The following is a 16,857-nucleotide window of genomic DNA, read 5'->3' as shown; positions in this document are numbered from 1 at the left end:
GAAAGGTAGAAGTCTGTGAAACAGAACTCCCTGAATGGATGGTTCAAGAGCGGCGCCCCCGGCGTCTGGATCAGCGGTGGCGCGGTGTCCATCGCGGTCATCATGACCATTGGTCTGCTGGCCGTGATTGCCGTGCGTGGCCTGGGCCATTTCTGGCCGGCCGACCTGATCCAGGCCAACTACAACGTGCCGGGCCAGGAAAACCATATCGTCATCGGCGAAGTGGTGCAGAAGGAAGAAGTGCCCCGCGAACGCCTGAAAAGCGCCGGCCTGCCGGTGCCGGACCAGGGCCCTGAGTTCATGACCCGCGAGCTGATCAAGGTCGGCAACCGTGACCTGAACGGCAACGACTTCACCTGGATCGTCGGCGAGTGGCTCAAGGACCAGACCACGCCGGCGAACCTCATGACCATCGAGCGGCGTGAGTGGGGCAACTTCTACGGCACCCTGGTCAACGTCAAGCAGGATGGCAAGGTCATTGCCGAAGGCGAGGCCGCCTGGCCGGAGCTGCAGGCCCGGGTAGACCGCGTCAACAAGCTGGCTGCCCAGCTCAAGACCCTGGAAAAATCCGACATCGGCGCGATCAACGCCGGCCTGGAACGTATCCGCCTGCATGGCCGCAAACTGGAATTGGAAGGCAAGCTCGACGCCGCCGCACAGGCCGACATGGACGCCGACCGCGCCGAGCTGAATGCCCGTTACCAAGACATCGAAGCCCGCCTGGCCGACCTGCACGCCCAGTTCAACCGCGACGCGCTGACCGCTCGCGACGGCAACGGCAAGGAAGTGGAAATCGGCATCGGCAAAGTGGTGCACGCCTACCAGCCGAACGCCATGGGTACGATCACCAAGATCGGCTTCTACTTCAGCAAGGTCTGGGAATTCCTCAGCGATGACCCACGGGAAGCCAACACCGAAGGCGGGATCTTCCCGGCCATCTTCGGCACCGTGATGATGACCCTGATCATGGCGATGATCGTGACCCCGTTCGGCGTGCTGGCGGCGGTGTACCTGCGTGAATACGCCAAGCAGAACACCCTGACGCGGGTTATCCGTATCGCCGTGAACAACCTGGCCGGCGTACCGGCCATCGTCTACGGCGTGTTCGGCCTGGGCTTCTTCGTGTATGTATTGGGTGGCTCGGTTGACCGGCTGTTCTTCGCCGAAGCCCTGCCGGCGCCGACGTTCGGCACGCCGGGCCTGTTGTGGGCCTCGCTGACCCTGGCGCTGCTGGCGGTGCCGGTGGTGATCGTGGCCACGGAAGAAGGCCTGGCGCGAATTCCTCGCACTGTGCGTGAAGGCTCCCTGGCACTGGGTGCGACCAAGGCGGAAACGCTGTGGAAGATCGTGCTGCCGATGGCCAGCCCGGCAATGATGACCGGCATGATCCTCGCCGTGGCCCGCGCCGCCGGTGAGGTGGCGCCGCTGATGCTGGTGGGCGTGGTGAAACTGGCGCCGTCGTTGCCGCTGGACGGCAACTACCCGTACCTGCATCTGGACCAGAAGATCATGCACCTGGGCTTCCACATCTATGACGTCGGCTTCCAGAGCCCCAACGTCGAAGCCGCCCGGCCGCTGGTGTACGCCACCGCGTTGCTGCTGGTGCTGGTGATCGCCACGCTCAACTTGTCGGCAGTGTGGATCCGTAACCACCTGCGCGAAAAATACAAAGCGTTGGACAGCTAAAGCTTTTCAATGTGGGAGGGGCCAAGCCCCCTCCCACACACAATGAATTGGTAGCACAGGGAGCATCCCATGCAGCAAGACACCCACACCCACGGCATCAACATGTCTGCCCTGGGTCGCGACAAGCAGAGCCTGAGCCTGGCCCAGGAAACCGTGGCCATCGAAGTGCCGGGCCTGAGCCTGTACTACGGTGAAAAACAGGCGCTGTTCGACGTCAGCATGAACATTCCCAAGCAGCGCGTGACCGCCTTCATCGGCCCGTCGGGCTGCGGCAAGTCCACGCTGCTGCGTACCTTCAACCGCATGAACGACCTGGTGGACGGTTGCCGTGTGGACGGTGCCATCAACCTCTACGGCACCAACATTTACCGCAAGGGCGAAGATGTGGCCGAGCTGCGTCGCCGCGTGGGCATGGTGTTCCAGAAGCCCAACCCGTTCCCCAAGACCATCTACGAAAACGTGGTCTACGGCCTGCGTATCCAGGGCATCAACAAGAAGCGCATCCTCGACGAAGCGGTCGAGTGGGCCTTGAAAGGCGCGGCGCTGTGGGACGAAGTCAAGGACCGCCTGCACGACTCGGCCCTCGGTCTGTCCGGCGGCCAGCAACAGCGTCTGGTGATCGCTCGCACAATCGCCGTGGAGCCGGAAGTGTTGCTGCTCGATGAACCCTGCTCGGCTCTCGACCCGATCTCGACGCTGAAAGTCGAAGAACTGATCTACGAACTCAAGTCCAAGTTCACCATCGTTATCGTGACCCACAACATGCAACAGGCGGCGCGGGTTTCCGACTACACCGCGTTCATGTACATGGGCAAGCTGGTGGAATTCGGCGACACCGATACCCTGTTCACCAATCCGGCGAAGAAGCAGACCGAAGACTACATCACCGGTCGCTACGGCTAGGAAGCTGTGGTTCTGATTGCACTGACGCTGCGGTTATCCGCACCTTACCGGACGCTCCAAGGACGCCAACATGATTAGCAAAGAAGGCCTTACCCACCACATCTCCGCGCAGTTCAACGCCGAGCTCGAGGAAGTGCGCAGCCACCTCCTGGCGATGGGCGGGCTGGTGGAGAAGCAAGTCAACGATGCGGTCACCGCGCTGATCGAGGCCGACTCGGGCCTGGCCCAGCAAGTGCGTGAGATCGATGACCAGATCAACCAGATGGAACGCAATATCGACGAAGAATGCCTGCGCATTCTCGCCCGTCGCCAGCCGGCGGCGTCCGACCTGCGGTTGATCATCAGCATCTCCAAATCGGTGATCGACCTTGAGCGCATCGGCGACGAAGCCACCAAGATCGCCCGACGCGCCATCCAGTTGTGCGAAGAAGGCGAAGCGCCGCGCGGTTACGTGGAAGTGCGCCACATCGGCGACCAGGTGCGCAACATGGTGCGCGATGCGCTCGACGCCTTTGCCCGCTTCGACGCCGAACTGGCACTGTCGGTGGCCCAGTACGACAAGGTCATCGACCGTGAGTACAAGACTGCGCTGCGTGAGCTGGCCACCTACATGATGGAAGACCCGCGCTCTATCTCGCGGGTCTTGAGCATTATCTGGGTGCTGCGCTCCCTGGAGCGGATTGGCGACCATGCGCGCAATATCTCCGAACTGGTGATTTACCTGGTGCGCGGCACCGACGTGCGGCACATGGGCCTCAAGCGCATGAAGGCCGAAGTTGAAGGTTCAGTCGATCAAATCCCTAATGTTCCGGGCGTACCTGACGATAAGTAAGGTTGCCCGAGAAATTAACGCCCGGCCTTTGGTCGGGCGTTTTTGTTTGCGGGTCCGAATTTTTCAGCGAGGGGGCACGAGAAAGTCCCAACGTGACTGCAGAGTTTTTGGCAAAATGCCATCAGTCAGGCGTCTTGCGTGCCGAAGTTTTTATAGGATGAAGGGTCGATGAGTAAAGTCAGTGTGTTGGTGGTGGATGACGCCTCGTTTATCCGCGACCTGGTGAAGAAGTGCCTGCGCAACTACTTCCCCGGGATCAAGCTTGAAGATGCGGTGAACGGCAAAAAGGCCCAGGCCATCCTGATGCGCGAGACCTTCGACCTGGTGCTGTGCGACTGGGAAATGCCAGAGATGTCCGGCCTTGAGCTGTTGACCTGGTGCCGCGAGCAGCCTCACCTCAAAGCCATGCCGTTCGTGATGGTCACCAGCCGTGGCGACAAGGAGAACGTAGTCCAGGCTATCCAGGCCGGGGTTTCCGGCTACGTCAGCAAACCGTTTACCAACGAGCAGTTGCTGAACAAGGTCAAGCAGGCCCTGCACAAGATCGGTCGCCTCGACGCCCTGGTCGCCAGCGCGCCGACCAAGATGAACTCGGCTTTCGGCAACGATTCCTTGAGCGCCCTGACCGGCGGCAAACCCGAAGTGGCGCGTGCGGCTCCTGTTGCGGCTGCCGCTCCTGCGCCTAACAAAGGGTTGCTCAACAGCCCACCGGTGCAGGCGCCGATAGCGGCTGCGCCGGCTGGCGGTCGTGGCCAGGGCCAATTGCGCCTGTCCAGTGGCACCCAGCAATGCGTGATCAAGGCGCTGAGCATCAAGGAAGCGCTGCTGGTGGTGCGTCGCGGTGAAGTCCTGCCCCAGGTACTGGAAAGCGCCGTGCTCGACCTGGAGCAAGGCGAAAACGCCGAAGTGGCCCGCCTCAATGGCTACCTGCACGCCATCGTCGCCTTCGAACCGAAGCCGGACAGCGATTGGCTGCAGCTGACCTTCCGGTTTATTGACCAGGATGCGCAGAAGCTCGACTACATCTCCCGCCTGATTGCGCGCGGTACGGCACAGAAGCATTTTGTGCCGGGTGCGTGATCCTGAGGGACACCGTACAACTGTGGGAGGGGGCTTGCCCCCGATGACGGCGGTTCAGCTAAGCAGTCGGTGGCTGACATCCCGCAATCGGGGGCAAGCCCCCTCCCACATTGGGATCTCCATTGTGGCGTATAGAGTTGTCATGATCCCTTGCTAACCTGCCGTTCAGTCATCCCGGCAGGTTTACGCCATGCTTATGCGCTTCTTGCTGTGCTGCGGGTTGGCGACGGTCGCTATGTCGGCCCAGGCCATGACCCTCTACAAATCCGTCGATGCCAATGGCCTGGTGTTTATCAGCGACCGGTATACGCCGGGCGCCCTGGCGTTCGTGATCCAGGAGCGCAAGGTTGAGCGACCGATGCTTGTCGTGCCCAAGCCCAATCGTGCACAACAAGCCTATCGCTACCCCTTGCCCTGGCGTGGCGGTCCTTTCCGCATGACCCAGGGACCCAACGGCAGCTTCAGCCACACCGATGCCAAAAGTCGTTATGCGATGGACATCGCCATGCCCGAAGGCACGCCGATCATTGCGGCGCGTAGTGGCATGGTGGTGAAGACCGAAAACGCGCAGGCCGGACGCGGCAGTGATGCGTCGGGGAATTTCGTGAGGGTGCGCCACGACGACGGCACCGAGGGCGTGTACCTGCACCTCAAGCAAGGTTCGGTCAGCGTCCGGGTCGGGCAGCATGTGGCGGTGGGGAGCCCGCTGGCGTTGTCGGGCAATACCGGCAACAGCAGCGGGCCGCATCTGCATTTTGTGGTGCAGCGCGCCACCGAGGCGGGGCTGGTCTCGATCCCATATGAGTTCAACCAGCCGGTCGGTGCATTGCCCAATTTTGCATTGGGCAATTGACGGTCAATCCAGCAACAGCACCTTGGCCAGTACGATCTTCGGCCCTTTCATCTTCTTGATGATGATGCGCAAGCCTTCAACCTCCAGCACTTCTTCCTCCTCGGGCACCCGTTTGAGGGTGTCATAGATCAGGCCGGCCAGGGTTTCGGCTTCGATGTGGTCCAGGTCCACGCCCAGCAGGCGCTCCACCTTGAACAGCGGCGTGTCGCCACGCACCAGCAGCTTGCCCGGCTGATAGGCCAGGATGCCGCGCTCGGCCTTGCGGTGTTCGTCCTGGATATCGCCCACTAGCACTTCCAGCACGTCTTCCATGGTGAGGTAGCCGATGATCTTGCCGTCGGCTTCTTCCACCAGGGCGAAGTGCGCGCCGCCTTTGCGGAACTGTTCCAGCAGCTGCGACAACGGCATGTGCCGCGACACACGCTCCAGCGGGCGGGTCAGCTCGGCCAGGTTGAACGACTCGGGGATGTGGTCCAGGGCCGCCAGTTCCAGCAGCAGGTCCTTGATGTGCAACAGGCCCACGAATTCGTTGCGTACCGCGTCATATACCGGGTAACGGCTGAACTTGTGGCGACGGAACAGCGCAAGGATTTCCTTGAGCGGCGCGTTGAAGTCCAGGGTTACCAGGTCTTCCCGGGAGTTGGCCCAGTCCACCACTTCCAGCTCGCCCATTTCCACGGCGGAGGCCAGTACGCGCATGCCCTGGTCGCTAGGGTCCTGGCCACGGCTGGAGTGCAGGATCAGCTTGAGTTCTTCGCGGCTGTAATGGTGTTCATGGTGCGGGCCAGGCTCGCCCTGGCCGGCAATGCGCAGGATGGCGTTGGCGCTGGCGTTGAGCAGGTAGATCGCCGGGTACATGGCCCAGTAGAACAGGTACAGCGGCACCGCCGTCCACAGCGACAGCAACTCGGGCTTGCGAATCGCCCAAGACTTGGGCGCCAGCTCGCCGACCACGATGTGCAGGTAGGAGATCACGAAGAACGCCGCAAAGAACGACACGCCCTTGATCACTTCCGGCGACTCGACGCCCACGGCGCCCAGCAGCGGCTCGAGGATGTGCGCGAAGGCCGGCTCACCGACCCAGCCCAGGCCCAGGGAGGCGAGGGTGATGCCCAGCTGGCACGCCGACAGGTAGGCGTCGAGCTGGCTGTGTACGGTGCGCAGGATCTGCCCGCGCCAGCCGTTCTTGTGGGCGATGGCCTCGACCCGGGTGGCGCGCAGTTTGACCATGGCAAATTCCGCCGCAACGAAGAAACCGTTGAGCAGTACCAGGATCAGAGCAAAAAGAATCATGCCGAAGTCGGCGAAGAGTGTCGCGAGGGTGATACCAGGGGAAGGGTCCATGATGGGGTTTTGCAGGTTCCGTATGTTCAGTAAGGGGTGGCAGGCGGGCCTGAAAGGCAGGCGCAAGTCGGCCAATGTAGCGGCTGACGGGGCGCTTGCCTAGTGCCCACTGCCGGGCGGGGCTTGGAATGCACTCTCTAAAACAACACCGGTCCACTGTGGGAGGGGGCTTGCCCCCGATGGCAGTATGTCAGGCAGCACATTCATATCTGACCCGCCGCCATCGGGGGCAAGCCCCCTCCCACATGTAGGCCCGTGGTGTATTTGGATTACTCGTCGTTGCTGAGGGCTCGCGAGCGCGCCACCTGAGCCGGCGGAAAATGGCAGGTAAACGTGCTGCCATGTCCCAGCACGCTGCTGATTTCCAGGCGTGCGCGGTGGCGCAGCAGCACGTGCTTGACGATCGCCAGGCCGAGCCCGGTGCCACCGGTGTTGGAATTGCGGCTGGAGTCGACACGGTAGAAACGCTCGGTCAGGCGCGGCAGGTGCTTGGCGTCGATACCGATGCCGGAGTCCTGCACGCTCAAATGCGCGCCTTGTTCGTCGGCCCACCAGCGGATGCGGATATTGCCTTTGTCCTGGGTGTACTTCACGGCGTTGAACACCAGGTTGGAAAACGCGCTGCGCAACTCGCCTTCGCTGCCCTTGAGCAGCACGGCCGGGTCGGCTTCCAGGCTGATCTGCTGCCCGCGTTGGCCGGAGAGGGCCTGGGCGTCGTTCTTGATGGTCTGCAACAGGCTTTGCACGGCCACCGGCTGGTTGTCCGACGGATAATCGGTGGCTTCCAGCTTGGCCAGCAACAGCAGGTCGTTGAGCAGGGTCTGCATGCGCGAGCCTTGCTGCTGCATTTGCTGCAGGGCCCGGCTCCAGCGTGGGTTGATCTCGTCGACGTTGTCCAGCAGCGTCTCCAGGTAGCCGCAGATCACCGTCAGCGGTGTACGCAACTCGTGGGAGACGTTGGCGACGAAGTCCTTGCGCATCTGCTCCAGCTGGTGGATGCGGGTGACATCGCGCACCAGCATCAGGTGTTCATTGTTGCCGTAGCGCGTCAGGTACAGCTGGATGCGTACGCGGTCATTGGTGGGCGAGGGGATTTCCAGGGCTTCTTCGTAGTTCTCCTGTTCGAAGTACTCCTTGAAGCGCGGGTGGCGCACCAGATTGGTCACTGGCTGGCCGCTGTCCTGGGGTGTCTTGAGGCCCAGCAGGGTCTCGGCGGCACGGTTCCACCATTCCAGGTTGCCGTCACTGTCGAGCATGATTACCGCGTCCTTGAGCGCGGCGGTGGACTCCTGCACCCGGTCAATCACCGCTTGCAGGCGGCCGCGCACACGCTGGTCGCGACGTTGCAGGTGGTAGATGCTGTCGAACACCTCGCCCCACAGGCCGTAGCCATCGGGTGGTGCTTCATCGGGTTTATGCTGGCGTAGCCATTCGTGCAGGCGCAGCAGTTGCTTGAGGGTCCAGCCCAGGTACAGCGCGATGCCGACTGCCAGACTCCAGCCGTAATAGCCGCTGACCAGCCCAACCAGCAGGCAGCCGGTGATCAGCAAAAGCATGTGGCGGATCAGGGTGCCATGCCAGTTTTGGTTCACTTGAACATGCGTCCTTGTCAGCTGTTAAGTCAGGATCCGATTGGCTCAGCCCTTGGTAGAGAAGCGGTAACCAGTGCCGCGCACGGTTTGTACCAGATTCTCGTAGGCATCGCCCAAAGCTTTGCGCAGGCGACGGATATGCACGTCCACGGTGCGTTCTTCCACGTACACGTTGCCGCCCCACACTTGGTCCAGCAGTTGGCCACGGGTGTAGGCGCGCTCCTGGTGGGTCATGAAGAATTGCAGCAGGCGGTATTCGGTGGGGCCCATCTCGGCCGGTTTGCCGTCGATGGTCACGCGGTGGCTGATCGGGTCCAGCAGCAGGCCGCCGACTTCGATAGGCGCTTCGCCATCGGTAGGCCCGGCGCGGCGCAGTACGGCCTTCAGGCGCGCTACCAACTCCCGTGGGGAAAAAGGTTTGGTGATGTAGTCATCGGCACCGACTTCCAGACCCTGGATCTTGTTGTCCTCTTCGCCCTTGGCGGTGAGCATGATGATCGGGATGTCCCCGGTCAGCTCGTCACGCTTGAGGCGGCGGGCCAGTTCGATGCCGGAGGTGCCGGGCAGCATCCAGTCCAGCAGGATCAGGTCCGGCTTGCGGTCGACGATAATGGCATGGGCCTGCTGGGAGTTCTCCGCCTCCAGGCAGTCATAGCCGGCCATTTCCAACGCAACGGCGATCATCTCGCGGATGGGCGCTTCGTCGTCAACAATCAGAATGCTCCTGCCAACCATGCTCGAAAATCCTCTTGTCATTTAACTGTCTTGCGCCGCATTAGATAACGGAATTATTGCAGTCGTGTGACAGTAATTTAGTCGCTCGGGCAATTCCCGCCTCTCTGGACTACGCTTTGAGTCCGAATCCTGACAACCACAAAAGGAAGGTTCCGATGACTTACAGCACGATTTCCTGGAAAGCCCTGCTGGTGACGGCTGCGTTGACGCTGCCGGGCCTGGCATTTGCGGCGGAGCCGGCGATGACCAAAGACGGAATGCTGGTGGACCACAAGGGCATGACGCTCTACACCTTCGACAAGGACGCTGACGGCAAGTCCGTGTGCAAGGACCAGTGCGCGACCAATTGGCCGCCGTTGAAGGCAGAGTCCACTGACAAGTCGATGGGCAAATGGACCGTTATCACCCGCGATGACCAGACCAGCCAGTGGGCCTATGACGGTAAGCCCGTCTACACCTACAAGGATGACCACAAGGCCGGTGACAAGACCGGTGATGGCAAAGGTGGGGCGTGGCACGTGATCAAGCCTTGATGACGCGGTGCCGCTGAAATCACCGGGGGCAAGTCGAATCGTCGTACCACCCCTCCCACAGGGGAACACATTCCAAATGTGGGAGGGGGCTTGCCCCCGATGAGGTCGGGACAATCGTCACAAAAACCTCAGCGAAACGCATAGTCCGCCACAATCCCGACAAATATCGCCAACCCCGCCCAGTGGTTGTGCAGGAACGCCTTGAAGCACTTCATGCGGTCCTTGTCCCGGGTGTACCAGAACTCCCAGGCAAAACAGCCCGCCGCGCCCAGCAGACCCAGGTGGAACCAGCCACCCAACTCGAATCGCACCCCCGCCAGCAACAGGCACACCAACGACAGCCCTTGCAGCGTAAGGATGATCACGCGATCCGCATCGCCAAATAGAATGGCGGTGGATTTCACGCCGATCTTCAAGTCGTCATCCCGGTCGGTCATCGCGTAATACGTGTCGTAACCCACTGTCCACAGCAGGTTGGCGATATACAGCAGCCAGGCCGTAGCGGGAAGGTGACCCGTTTCGGCAGTGAACGCCATCGGCATGCCCCAGGAAAACGCCGCCCCCAGCACCACCTGCGGGTAATAGGTGTAGCGCTTCATGAACGGGTAGCTCGCCGCCAGGGCCAGGCCACCGAGGGACAGCAGGATGGTGGTGGTGTTGGTCAGCAGCACCAGCAGGAAACTGATGCCCATCAGCACGGCAAAAAACACCAGCGCCTCTTTGGAGCTGATCTTGCCGCTCACCAGCGGGCGTTGCTCGGTGCGCTTCACATGGCCGTCGACCTTGCGGTCGGCCCAGTCGTTGATCACACAGCCACCGGCACGGGTCAGCACCACGCCGAGCACGAAGATCACGATATTGATTAAAGAAGGCGAGCCTTTGCCGGCGATCCACAGCGCCCATAGGGTCGGCCACAACAGCAGGTAGATGCCGATGGGCTTGTCCATACGGGTCAGTTGAATGAAATCCCAGGCCCTGGGGTTCAGGTGGTTCAGGGACTTGAGCAGACGTTGGTACATCAGCAATTCTCCGGATGGGCGTGTAGCGCGTGCCAGAAACTGGGCAAGAAGACTTCCGCGACCAGCACGCTCAGCGGCCCGCGATCAAAGCGTGAGCGGCGTGCCCACAGCCCGTCGACCTGATCGGCCGCTGGCAACCAGCGCCGAGGGTAATGGCACACTTCGATGGCCTGGCGGGTGAAGGCCTGGTCACAGAACAGCAGTTCGCCCAGGGACCGGCTGCCCAACTCATCCATATGCAGGCCGTCGCCCTGCAGAGCGCCGCGTGCGGCCACACTGCGTGCGAACACCCACGGCTGACCATGCCCACGCAGATACACCTCGCGCACCCAACCGATACTGGCCGGCGCCAGCGCCAGGGCGGCACATTCGTCATCGCGTAGCGGTTGCCAGCCTTCGAACAGTGGCGTGACGCTGAAACAGTCGTTGGACAGCCACGTCAACCGCCGCGTCAGCGAGTCTTCGTTGAACAGCCAATTGAGGGTCAAGGACGTGGGTACAGGGGCCAGGAGGCTCTGGGTCAACCATTGGCAAGCATCGGGAGGGTCGATTGAGTGCGGCACGGTGAGTCAGTATCGGCAGCAAAAGAGGCGGCGAGCTTACCATGGTGTCCAACGTTTTTGCCGGAGGCAACCGGCTGTTTGCGTCGATCATGCTTGCATCTGCCGGCCACCATCAGTACAAAACGCCCTGAGCCGTACGGCAATGCGGGTCTATCGACCGTCGGCCAAGAAGCCTGGACTCCTGAGGAACAAGTAATGAAGAAGTGGCAATGTGTCGTCTGTGGCCTGATCTACGACGAAAAGGACGGCTGGCCGGATGACGGAATTCTGCCTGGCACCCGTTGGGAAGACGTCCCGGAAGACTGGCTGTGCCCGGACTGCGGCGTGGGCAAAATGGATTTCGAAATGATCGAAATCGGCTGATTCTCGATTTTCAGAAAAGTATTACAAGGAGAAAGGAATGAACGCACCTGTCGTGATCATCGGCACCGGATTGGCCGGTTACAACCTGGCCCGTGAGTTTCGCAAGCTCGACAGCGAAACCCCATTGCTGCTGATCACTGCGGATGACGGGCGCTCCTACTCCAAGCCCATGCTCTCCACCGGGTTTGGCAAGAACAAGCAAGCCGATGGCCTGAGCATGGCTGAACCGGGCGCCATGGCCGAGCAACTCAAGGCCGAAGTGCGCACTCACACCCGCGTCAGCGGCATTGACCCCGGTCACAAGCGCCTGTGGATCGGCGAGGAGGCGGTGGCCTACCGCGACCTGATCCTGGCCTGGGGCGCAGAAACCGTCCGTGTGCCGATTGAAGGCGATGCGGCTGACCTGATTTTCCCGATCAACGACCTCGAAGACTACGCACGCTTTCGTGCCGCCGCTGCCGGCAAGCGCCGTGTGCTGCTGCTCGGCGCCGGCCTGATCGGCTGCGAGTTCGCCAATGACCTGATCCTGGGCGGTTATGAAATCGACCTGGTGGCACCGTGCGAGCAAGTCATGCCGACCCTGTTGCACCCGGCCGCCGCCGCCGCGGTACAGGCCGGCCTCGAAGGCCTCGGCGCGCGTTTCCACCTGGGCCCGGTGCTGAATCGCCTGCAGCGCACCGCTGATGGTCTGGAAGCTCACCTGTCGGACGGTGAAGTGATCGCCTGTGACCTGGTGGTCTCGGCCATTGGCCTGCGCCCACGCGTCGACCTGGCCGCCGCCGCCGGCCTGCAGACCAATCGCGGGATCATGGTGGACCGCCATCTCAAAACCTCCCACGCCAATATCTACGCCATGGGCGACTGCGCCGAGGTCGACGGCCTGAACCTGCTGTACGTGATGCCGCTGATGAGCTGCGCCCGTGCGTTGGCCCAGACCCTGGCCGGCAACGCCACTGCCGTCAGCTACGGCCCGATGCCGGTGACCGTGAAAACCCCGGTCTGCCCGCTGGTGGTTTCGCCACCGCCTCGGGGCACCGAAGGCGTCTGGAGTGTCGAAGGCGAGGGCGCCGACATCAAGGCCCTGTGCCGTGACGCCAGCGGTCGCCTGCTGGGTTACGCACTGACTGGCAGCGCCGTGATGGAAAAACTCGCCCTCAACAAAGAACTTCCGCCGTTGCTGGCGTAAATACCGGTCGTTCTGTCGGAATAAACACGTTTTTCCCTCCAGAAAGGTCGCCGCTAGACTGGCGGAGCGTGCGAGGGCATGCCATCCTCACTCCCGTCTGCCGCAGAGTAGAGCCTGCGGCGCTTTGGGCGCTGCTCCAGAAGAGAGCAGCACGGACATAACAACAAAAAACCGTCAAAGAGGCTTCACTTATGCGTAAACCAGAACTCGCAGCCGCCATCGCTGAAAAAGCCGATCTCACTAAAGAACAGGCCAACCGCGTCCTCAACGCCGTTCTCGAAGAAATCACCGGCGCCCTGCACCGCAAGGACAGCGTCACCCTGGTTGGCTTCGGCACCTTCCTGCAACGCCACCGTGGCGCTCGCACTGGCAAAAACCCTCAAACCGGTGAGCCGGTGAAGATCAAGGCGAGCAACACCGTTGCGTTCAAGCCGGGCAAGTCGCTGAAAGACACTGTCAACGCGTAATAGCGTTACCGTCTCGAAGGGGGCGGGGTGGTAGGAGAAATGGGCACGCCGACTGGGTCGGGTGCCCATTTTTTATTGGATTAAACAAGACTTCATTTGAATGGCGTGAGCTTTTCTAATCCGATCTTGCCAATGATTTCATTGATTCTGGCGACATTTTCTTCGATATCGGCCTTTATCTTTTCGTGCGGGTAATGTTCGGGTTTATCAAAGAACTGAATTTTTAACAGGCTCATCAGGTAAGTGACACGTTGATTGCCCTCTGTCGCAAAGTCGCCCTCGTTCTCTGCGTCCTGGATTTTGTCCAGGCTCAAGGTCTCGCCTCTTACAAAGCGTTCATGGGTGTTGCGCTTCACCGTGACTTGCAGCTCGTTTCCGGTGTTCAGCGCCGCCAATACACGAGCAAGCGCATCAGCGTACACGGGCTCATCACCGCGCGCCCTCGCCAGGGTGCCGTTGAGTACCAGTGACGCCTCGATCCAGACCCAATAGTCATAGTTATTTTCAAAAGGGATTTTGCTCAGCGGTGCAGTGAGCTGCTCGGCCAGGTCGTTTTCATTGATGACGTACAACAGGTAAGCCAGACGGGTCAGCGATTCGATACGTGACTTCTGAGTTTTATTGTATTTGGCTGCCACTTTCGACACGCGGTCTGCCAATGGGCCGCTGGCAGCAGAGAGTGAGTCAAGTGCTTCTGTGATCTGCATGGAAATCTCCAATCGGTTACTTCACGACTATTTTTACTCGGGTCCCGTCGTCATAGCCGCTCAGGGCATGCGCGATCGAGGAGCCTGCGCCTCGGTTGTCGCTAGGGTCGATGTACCTGACGCTAGCCCCTTTGCCACCTTCTTTGAACATCGCCATCGGGAATTCATCCCGATCCAGTGCCTTGACGGACGGGTGACCGGCCAGAGAGGCTTTGCGGTTATCTGCCGCGCCCAGGCGATCAATAGTGAATATATTTTTTCCTCGCGCCTTGATGACATCAGCGATGTGACCGAACGTCTGCTTGTACTGCTTCCTGGTCAGTTCAAGAACGATATCGTGTGTCTTGCCATCTCCTGCCTTGACGTTGCAACCCTTGTATCCAAGGGGGTCAGTCCAGACGATAGGGTTCGGCGCGTATTGATAGAGATTAATCCCGCCCGCCAGCCCAATAGGGTCGGGCGTCGTAAACCGCCCCACATCCGGATCATAAAACCTGAACGTATTGAAATGCAGCCCCGTCTCCCGATCCAGGTACTGCCCCTGAAACCGCAGGTTCTGCTCCTCGATGTAATAAGGCTCGCGCACCTCTTCCAGTGTGTTGCCCCACACCCGATAAGTCGCCTGCCAGACGCGGTGCCCATCGGCCTCGGTCAGTTGTTCCGGCAAGCCATTCAGATCGTTGTGGTAGTAGCGAATCTTCTGTAGCGGACCAAGGCCGTCGATGCGGGCCAGCGGTTCATAGCCGTCATCGTCGTAAACATAAAGGCTGGTCTGGCTGTGTTTATGCTCCTGCAACAACCGCAGTCCATCCCACACAAACTGCGTTTCTCCCAGCGGATACCCGTCACGGCCATGCTAGGTTTTTTCGATGCGTCGGCCCAGCTGCCAAACTCGCCATGGCGATAACGCTTGTCCTAATAGGTCAGCAGCTTGTTATGCACCACCAACCCAGCGCCAGCCTGCGGGCCGTCCAGCAGGTTGGCGGCGGCGTCGTAGGCGAAGGTTTGACCGTACAGGTTGTCAAGGCTAGCGCTTTTAAATACAACCTACGCCAGAATTTCCACTGCGGTTTCGCCTTCAAACGTTTGAACTGCAGTGCGATATATATCAGTCCAAATATCTCCAGCCGGCCTTTTGATAAGGTGTTTTGCGCCAAATACGTAAATGGTGTCGCCAAGAGAGATTTTTTCTTTGATGTGCTGTGCTGAAGGTGAAACTGAAAACTGACGTAAAAAAACCATAGGTTGACCCTGATGGTACAACCAAGCCGGCTCCCCCACCCATACGGGGCTCTCCTTTAAACAGAGAAATTCATTTTCCAATCGTTCAGTTAGCCATTTCTTTTTGTTTTTTGGCGCGCCTTGCTCAACGTATTCATCGTAAAGGCATCGGGCGAAATCCTCGGCCCCTTCAGCCTCCATCGAAGCGGACTTCTTTTCAGCAACAGCCATAGCCGCGCCCCAGAAAACGTGAAAATCAGTCAACTCACTCATGTCTGCTCCTTTAAAGCGTGCCTTACCATTGCCCTGTGGTTTTCACTACTCTCACCAAGTCCCAACCGGTATGGCGATACTTATCCATAGACTCATGCCCCCAAGGTGTCGCTTTGGTCAGGTTCCACTCCTCGTGAGCAACGTTTGATCGAGCTCGTTGAGGAATGTACTGATGATTCAGCTCCATCGGAACATCGATCACTTTGGTCTTGCCGACACGGCCGAGTCGTCTGTTCCTAGCACTGTCACGATAACGAACTTCAACCCTCATTCTAGGTGCTTTACCTTCCGACATCCGCGCCAGGTTTCTAGGAGAATATTTGCCAGGTGGTGCCTTGGCCGCAGCGTCTTTCCAGATACCTTTCCTTGCGGTGCCCCAACATTTCCAGCCCCAGGGGTCGGTCCAGCCCAACGGATTCGGTGCATATTGATAGAGGTTGATGCCCCCCGCCAACCCAATCGGATCCGGCGTCGTAAACCGCCCCACATCCGGATCATAAAACCTGAACGTATTGAAATGCAGCCCCGTCTCCCGGTCCAGATACTGCCCCTGGAACCGCAGATTCTGCTCTTCAATGTAATAAGGCTCGCGCACTTCCTCCAGCGTGTTGCCCCACACCCGATAAGTCGCCTGCCAGACGCTGTGCCCATCGGCCTCGGTCAGTTGTTCCGGCAAGCCATTCAGATCGTTGTGGTAGTAGCGAATCTTCTGTAGCGGGCCAAGGCCGTCGATGCGGGCCAGCGGTTCATAGCCTCATCGTCGTAAAATTTAAATTTTTAGCACTAAATAAGAACTTCCTTTTCTCTGCGAGGAATATTTGTATTTTTAACTCAGAATTTTATTCGCTAACGCCAGGTCGAACTGCTTGTTTCCAAAAATGGATTTAGTTGCGAGCGCTTTTTTTAGTGCGTCCGAATCCAGGCTCAGATTATTTTTGTAGGCAGCAAAGAGGATGGTGAGAAATGGGAATGCATAGTTATCAGGCTCAGCCAATACGTCCTCAATTAGTGCTCGTTTGCCAAGGATGCAATTCTCTGCCTTTGGGAGGTAAAAAGCCTTCAAACGGTCGGTTATTTTTTTACAGTCTGGCTTATTTCTTGCGGCGACGGCGTTCTAATGATACCGCCCATCTCGTCGCCAAACTGTTTAGTCTCTTCTGATAAGGAAGTCTTCGAAAAAAATGATGCGTTCAACAGCCGACTCTGATACGGCGGGGATTGATCTATACAAAAGCTAGATGCCTCACAGGTATATATTTCCATTCCAGCGTAGTAACCATCGGCTTTGGTCAAGTGCTGGATGTAGATGTCTGCAAGTTTTTTCTTTGCTACAAGCAGGCAAAGCTTGTTTTTGCTTACCTTCAGGTCGACGTTGGGAAGCGTTATTTGCTTCAACGCTTCCAATAGTTCAACTTCCATGTTTTTACGAATTTCTAGGCTCATGTTATTCACTTGTAGATCAGAAGATTGAAGGTTGCGTTGTGCTGTGCGCCTTTTTCA

Annotated in this window: 17 protein-coding genes and 2 pseudogenes; 9 read left to right on the top strand and 10 right to left on the bottom strand. The window is 59.4% G+C overall.

Translation table 11 applies throughout. The features are described from left to right. Nucleotides 1-15: 15 nt before the first annotated feature. From pstA to LUU92_RS28495, 5 genes are all read left to right on the top strand, one after another. Complete coding sequence (gene pstA, locus LUU92_RS28515) at nucleotides 16-1,686, top strand: phosphate ABC transporter permease PstA (protein WP_071490822.1); 1,671 nt, start codon at nucleotides 16-18, stop codon at nucleotides 1,684-1,686. Between the two features lie 69 nt (nucleotides 1,687-1,755). Further along, a complete protein-coding gene (gene pstB / locus LUU92_RS28510; RefSeq protein ID WP_025856391.1) occupies nucleotides 1,756-2,589 on the top strand; it encodes a phosphate ABC transporter ATP-binding protein PstB in 834 nt (277 codons plus the stop codon). 70 nt (nucleotides 2,590-2,659) lie between these two features. Then, a complete protein-coding gene (gene phoU, locus LUU92_RS28505) occupies nucleotides 2,660-3,421 on the top strand; it encodes a phosphate signaling complex protein PhoU (RefSeq protein ID WP_058424288.1) in 762 nt (253 codons plus the stop codon). Between the two features lie 168 nt (nucleotides 3,422-3,589). Then, nucleotides 3,590-4,501 (top strand): response regulator, encoded by a 912-nt coding sequence (locus tag LUU92_RS28500; protein ID WP_071490821.1) that lies wholly within the window; start codon nucleotides 3,590-3,592, stop codon nucleotides 4,499-4,501. 190 nt (nucleotides 4,502-4,691) lie between these two features. Further along, nucleotides 4,692-5,354, top strand: coding sequence for a M23 family metallopeptidase (locus tag LUU92_RS28495; RefSeq protein ID WP_071490820.1), 663 nt, complete (start codon nucleotides 4,692-4,694; stop codon nucleotides 5,352-5,354). A 3-nt stretch (nucleotides 5,355-5,357) separates the two neighbouring features. Here the strand turns inward: LUU92_RS28495 and LUU92_RS28490 are convergent, their stop codons facing one another. The 3 genes from LUU92_RS28490 to phoB form a co-directional block, all read right to left on the bottom strand. Continuing rightward, nucleotides 5,358-6,698 (bottom strand): hemolysin family protein, encoded by a 1,341-nt coding sequence (locus tag LUU92_RS28490; RefSeq protein ID WP_010207573.1) that lies wholly within the window; start codon nucleotides 6,696-6,698, stop codon nucleotides 5,358-5,360. A 269-nt stretch (nucleotides 6,699-6,967) separates the two neighbouring features. Next, a complete protein-coding gene (gene phoR / locus LUU92_RS28485; RefSeq protein ID WP_256572938.1) occupies nucleotides 6,968-8,254 on the bottom strand; it encodes a phosphate regulon sensor histidine kinase PhoR in 1,287 nt (428 codons plus the stop codon). A gap of 81 nt (nucleotides 8,255-8,335) precedes the next feature. After that, the gene (gene phoB, locus LUU92_RS28480; protein ID WP_003176964.1) at nucleotides 8,336-9,025 is read right to left on the bottom strand and encodes a phosphate regulon transcriptional regulator PhoB; all 690 of its coding nucleotides are present in this window, start codon (nucleotides 9,023-9,025) and stop codon (nucleotides 8,336-8,338) included. Between the two features lie 155 nt (nucleotides 9,026-9,180). Here phoB and LUU92_RS28475 point away from each other — a divergent pair, with 155 nt between their 5' ends. Then, entirely contained in the window at nucleotides 9,181-9,558 is a 378-nt protein-coding gene (locus tag LUU92_RS28475) for a COG4315 family predicted lipoprotein (protein ID WP_071490818.1), read from the top strand. Between the two features lie 128 nt (nucleotides 9,559-9,686). Here LUU92_RS28475 and ubiA read toward each other — a convergent pair whose 3' ends face one another. After that, on the bottom strand, nucleotides 9,687-10,577 hold the full coding sequence (gene ubiA, locus LUU92_RS28470) for a 4-hydroxybenzoate octaprenyltransferase (RefSeq protein ID WP_092241626.1): 891 nt from the start codon (nucleotides 10,575-10,577) through the stop codon (nucleotides 9,687-9,689). Then, a complete protein-coding gene (locus tag LUU92_RS28465) occupies nucleotides 10,577-11,140 on the bottom strand; it encodes a chorismate--pyruvate lyase family protein (protein ID WP_257102951.1) in 564 nt (187 codons plus the stop codon). The genes ubiA and LUU92_RS28465 overlap by 1 nt, the downstream gene beginning before the upstream one ends. Nucleotides 11,141-11,335: 195 nt before the next feature. On the opposite strand from LUU92_RS28465, the gene LUU92_RS28460 reads away from it, so the two are divergent. The 3 genes from LUU92_RS28460 to LUU92_RS28450 all read left to right on the top strand — a co-directional run bounded on the left by LUU92_RS28460 (nucleotide 11,336) and on the right by LUU92_RS28450 (nucleotide 13,156). Then, nucleotides 11,336-11,503, top strand: coding sequence for a rubredoxin (locus LUU92_RS28460; RefSeq protein WP_015886569.1), 168 nt, complete (start codon nucleotides 11,336-11,338; stop codon nucleotides 11,501-11,503). 37 nt (nucleotides 11,504-11,540) lie between these two features. Then, nucleotides 11,541-12,689, top strand: coding sequence for an NAD(P)/FAD-dependent oxidoreductase (locus LUU92_RS28455; RefSeq protein WP_257102950.1), 1,149 nt, complete (start codon nucleotides 11,541-11,543; stop codon nucleotides 12,687-12,689). 191 nt (nucleotides 12,690-12,880) lie between these two features. Next, nucleotides 12,881-13,156 (top strand): HU family DNA-binding protein, encoded by a 276-nt coding sequence (locus tag LUU92_RS28450; RefSeq protein ID WP_003176958.1) that lies wholly within the window; start codon nucleotides 12,881-12,883, stop codon nucleotides 13,154-13,156. Between the two features lie 92 nt (nucleotides 13,157-13,248). Here the strand turns inward: LUU92_RS28450 and LUU92_RS28445 are convergent, their stop codons facing one another. The 5 genes and pseudogenes from LUU92_RS28445 to LUU92_RS28425 form a co-directional block, all read right to left on the bottom strand. Beyond that, the gene (locus LUU92_RS28445) at nucleotides 13,249-13,863 is read right to left on the bottom strand and encodes a DUF6707 family protein (RefSeq protein ID WP_257102949.1); all 615 of its coding nucleotides are present in this window, start codon (nucleotides 13,861-13,863) and stop codon (nucleotides 13,249-13,251) included. 16 nt (nucleotides 13,864-13,879) lie between these two features. After that, nucleotides 13,880-14,895 (bottom strand): annotated as a pseudogene (locus LUU92_RS28440) (RHS repeat-associated core domain-containing protein); the annotation flags it as partial. Nucleotides 14,896-14,910: 15 nt separating this feature from the next. After that, nucleotides 14,911-15,357 carry a hypothetical protein gene (locus tag LUU92_RS28435; RefSeq protein WP_179028899.1) on the bottom strand — a complete coding sequence of 149 codons (447 nt, stop codon included), beginning with the start codon at nucleotides 15,355-15,357 and terminating at the stop codon, nucleotides 14,911-14,913. Between the two features lie 22 nt (nucleotides 15,358-15,379). After that, nucleotides 15,380-16,111, bottom strand: a pseudogene (locus LUU92_RS28430) (RHS repeat-associated core domain-containing protein); the annotation flags it as partial. Nucleotides 16,112-16,428: 317 nt separating this feature from the next. Then, the gene (locus LUU92_RS28425) at nucleotides 16,429-16,800 is read right to left on the bottom strand and encodes a hypothetical protein (RefSeq protein WP_257102948.1); all 372 of its coding nucleotides are present in this window, start codon (nucleotides 16,798-16,800) and stop codon (nucleotides 16,429-16,431) included. Nucleotides 16,801-16,857 lie beyond the last annotated feature (57 nt).

It is taken from the genome of Pseudomonas extremorientalis, from assembly GCF_024584605.1.
Classification (GTDB): domain Bacteria; phylum Pseudomonadota; class Gammaproteobacteria; order Pseudomonadales; family Pseudomonadaceae; genus Aquipseudomonas; species Aquipseudomonas extremorientalis.
Note: the sequence above shows the minus strand (reverse complement) of the source record. Positions and strands in the feature narration are given on the sequence as shown.

Coding starts and splice junctions, on each gene's coding strand:
- pstB (WP_025856391.1), top strand. CDS start 1,756: ATGCAGCAAGACACCCACACCCACGGCATCAACATGTCTGCCCTGGGT.
- phoU (WP_058424288.1), top strand. CDS start 2,660: ATGATTAGCAAAGAAGGCCTTACCCACCACATCTCCGCGCAGTTCAAC.
- LUU92_RS28500 (WP_071490821.1), top strand. CDS start 3,590: ATGAGTAAAGTCAGTGTGTTGGTGGTGGATGACGCCTCGTTTATCCGC.
- LUU92_RS28495 (WP_071490820.1), top strand. CDS start 4,692: ATGCTTATGCGCTTCTTGCTGTGCTGCGGGTTGGCGACGGTCGCTATG.
- LUU92_RS28490 (WP_010207573.1), bottom strand. CDS start 6,698: ATGGACCCTTCCCCTGGTATCACCCTCGCGACACTCTTCGCCGACTTC.
- phoR (WP_256572938.1), bottom strand. CDS start 8,254: ATGCTTTTGCTGATCACCGGCTGCCTGCTGGTTGGGCTGGTCAGCGGC.
- phoB (WP_003176964.1), bottom strand. CDS start 9,025: ATGGTTGGCAGGAGCATTCTGATTGTTGACGACGAAGCGCCCATCCGC.
- LUU92_RS28475 (WP_071490818.1), top strand. CDS start 9,181: ATGACTTACAGCACGATTTCCTGGAAAGCCCTGCTGGTGACGGCTGCG.
- ubiA (WP_092241626.1), bottom strand. CDS start 10,577: ATGTACCAACGTCTGCTCAAGTCCCTGAACCACCTGAACCCCAGGGCC.
- LUU92_RS28460 (WP_015886569.1), top strand. CDS start 11,336: ATGAAGAAGTGGCAATGTGTCGTCTGTGGCCTGATCTACGACGAAAAG.
- LUU92_RS28455 (WP_257102950.1), top strand. CDS start 11,541: ATGAACGCACCTGTCGTGATCATCGGCACCGGATTGGCCGGTTACAAC.
- LUU92_RS28450 (WP_003176958.1), top strand. CDS start 12,881: ATGCGTAAACCAGAACTCGCAGCCGCCATCGCTGAAAAAGCCGATCTC.
- LUU92_RS28445 (WP_257102949.1), bottom strand. CDS start 13,863: ATGCAGATCACAGAAGCACTTGACTCACTCTCTGCTGCCAGCGGCCCA.
- LUU92_RS28435 (WP_179028899.1), bottom strand. CDS start 15,357: ATGAGTGAGTTGACTGATTTTCACGTTTTCTGGGGCGCGGCTATGGCT.
- LUU92_RS28425 (WP_257102948.1), bottom strand. CDS start 16,800: ATGAGCCTAGAAATTCGTAAAAACATGGAAGTTGAACTATTGGAAGCG.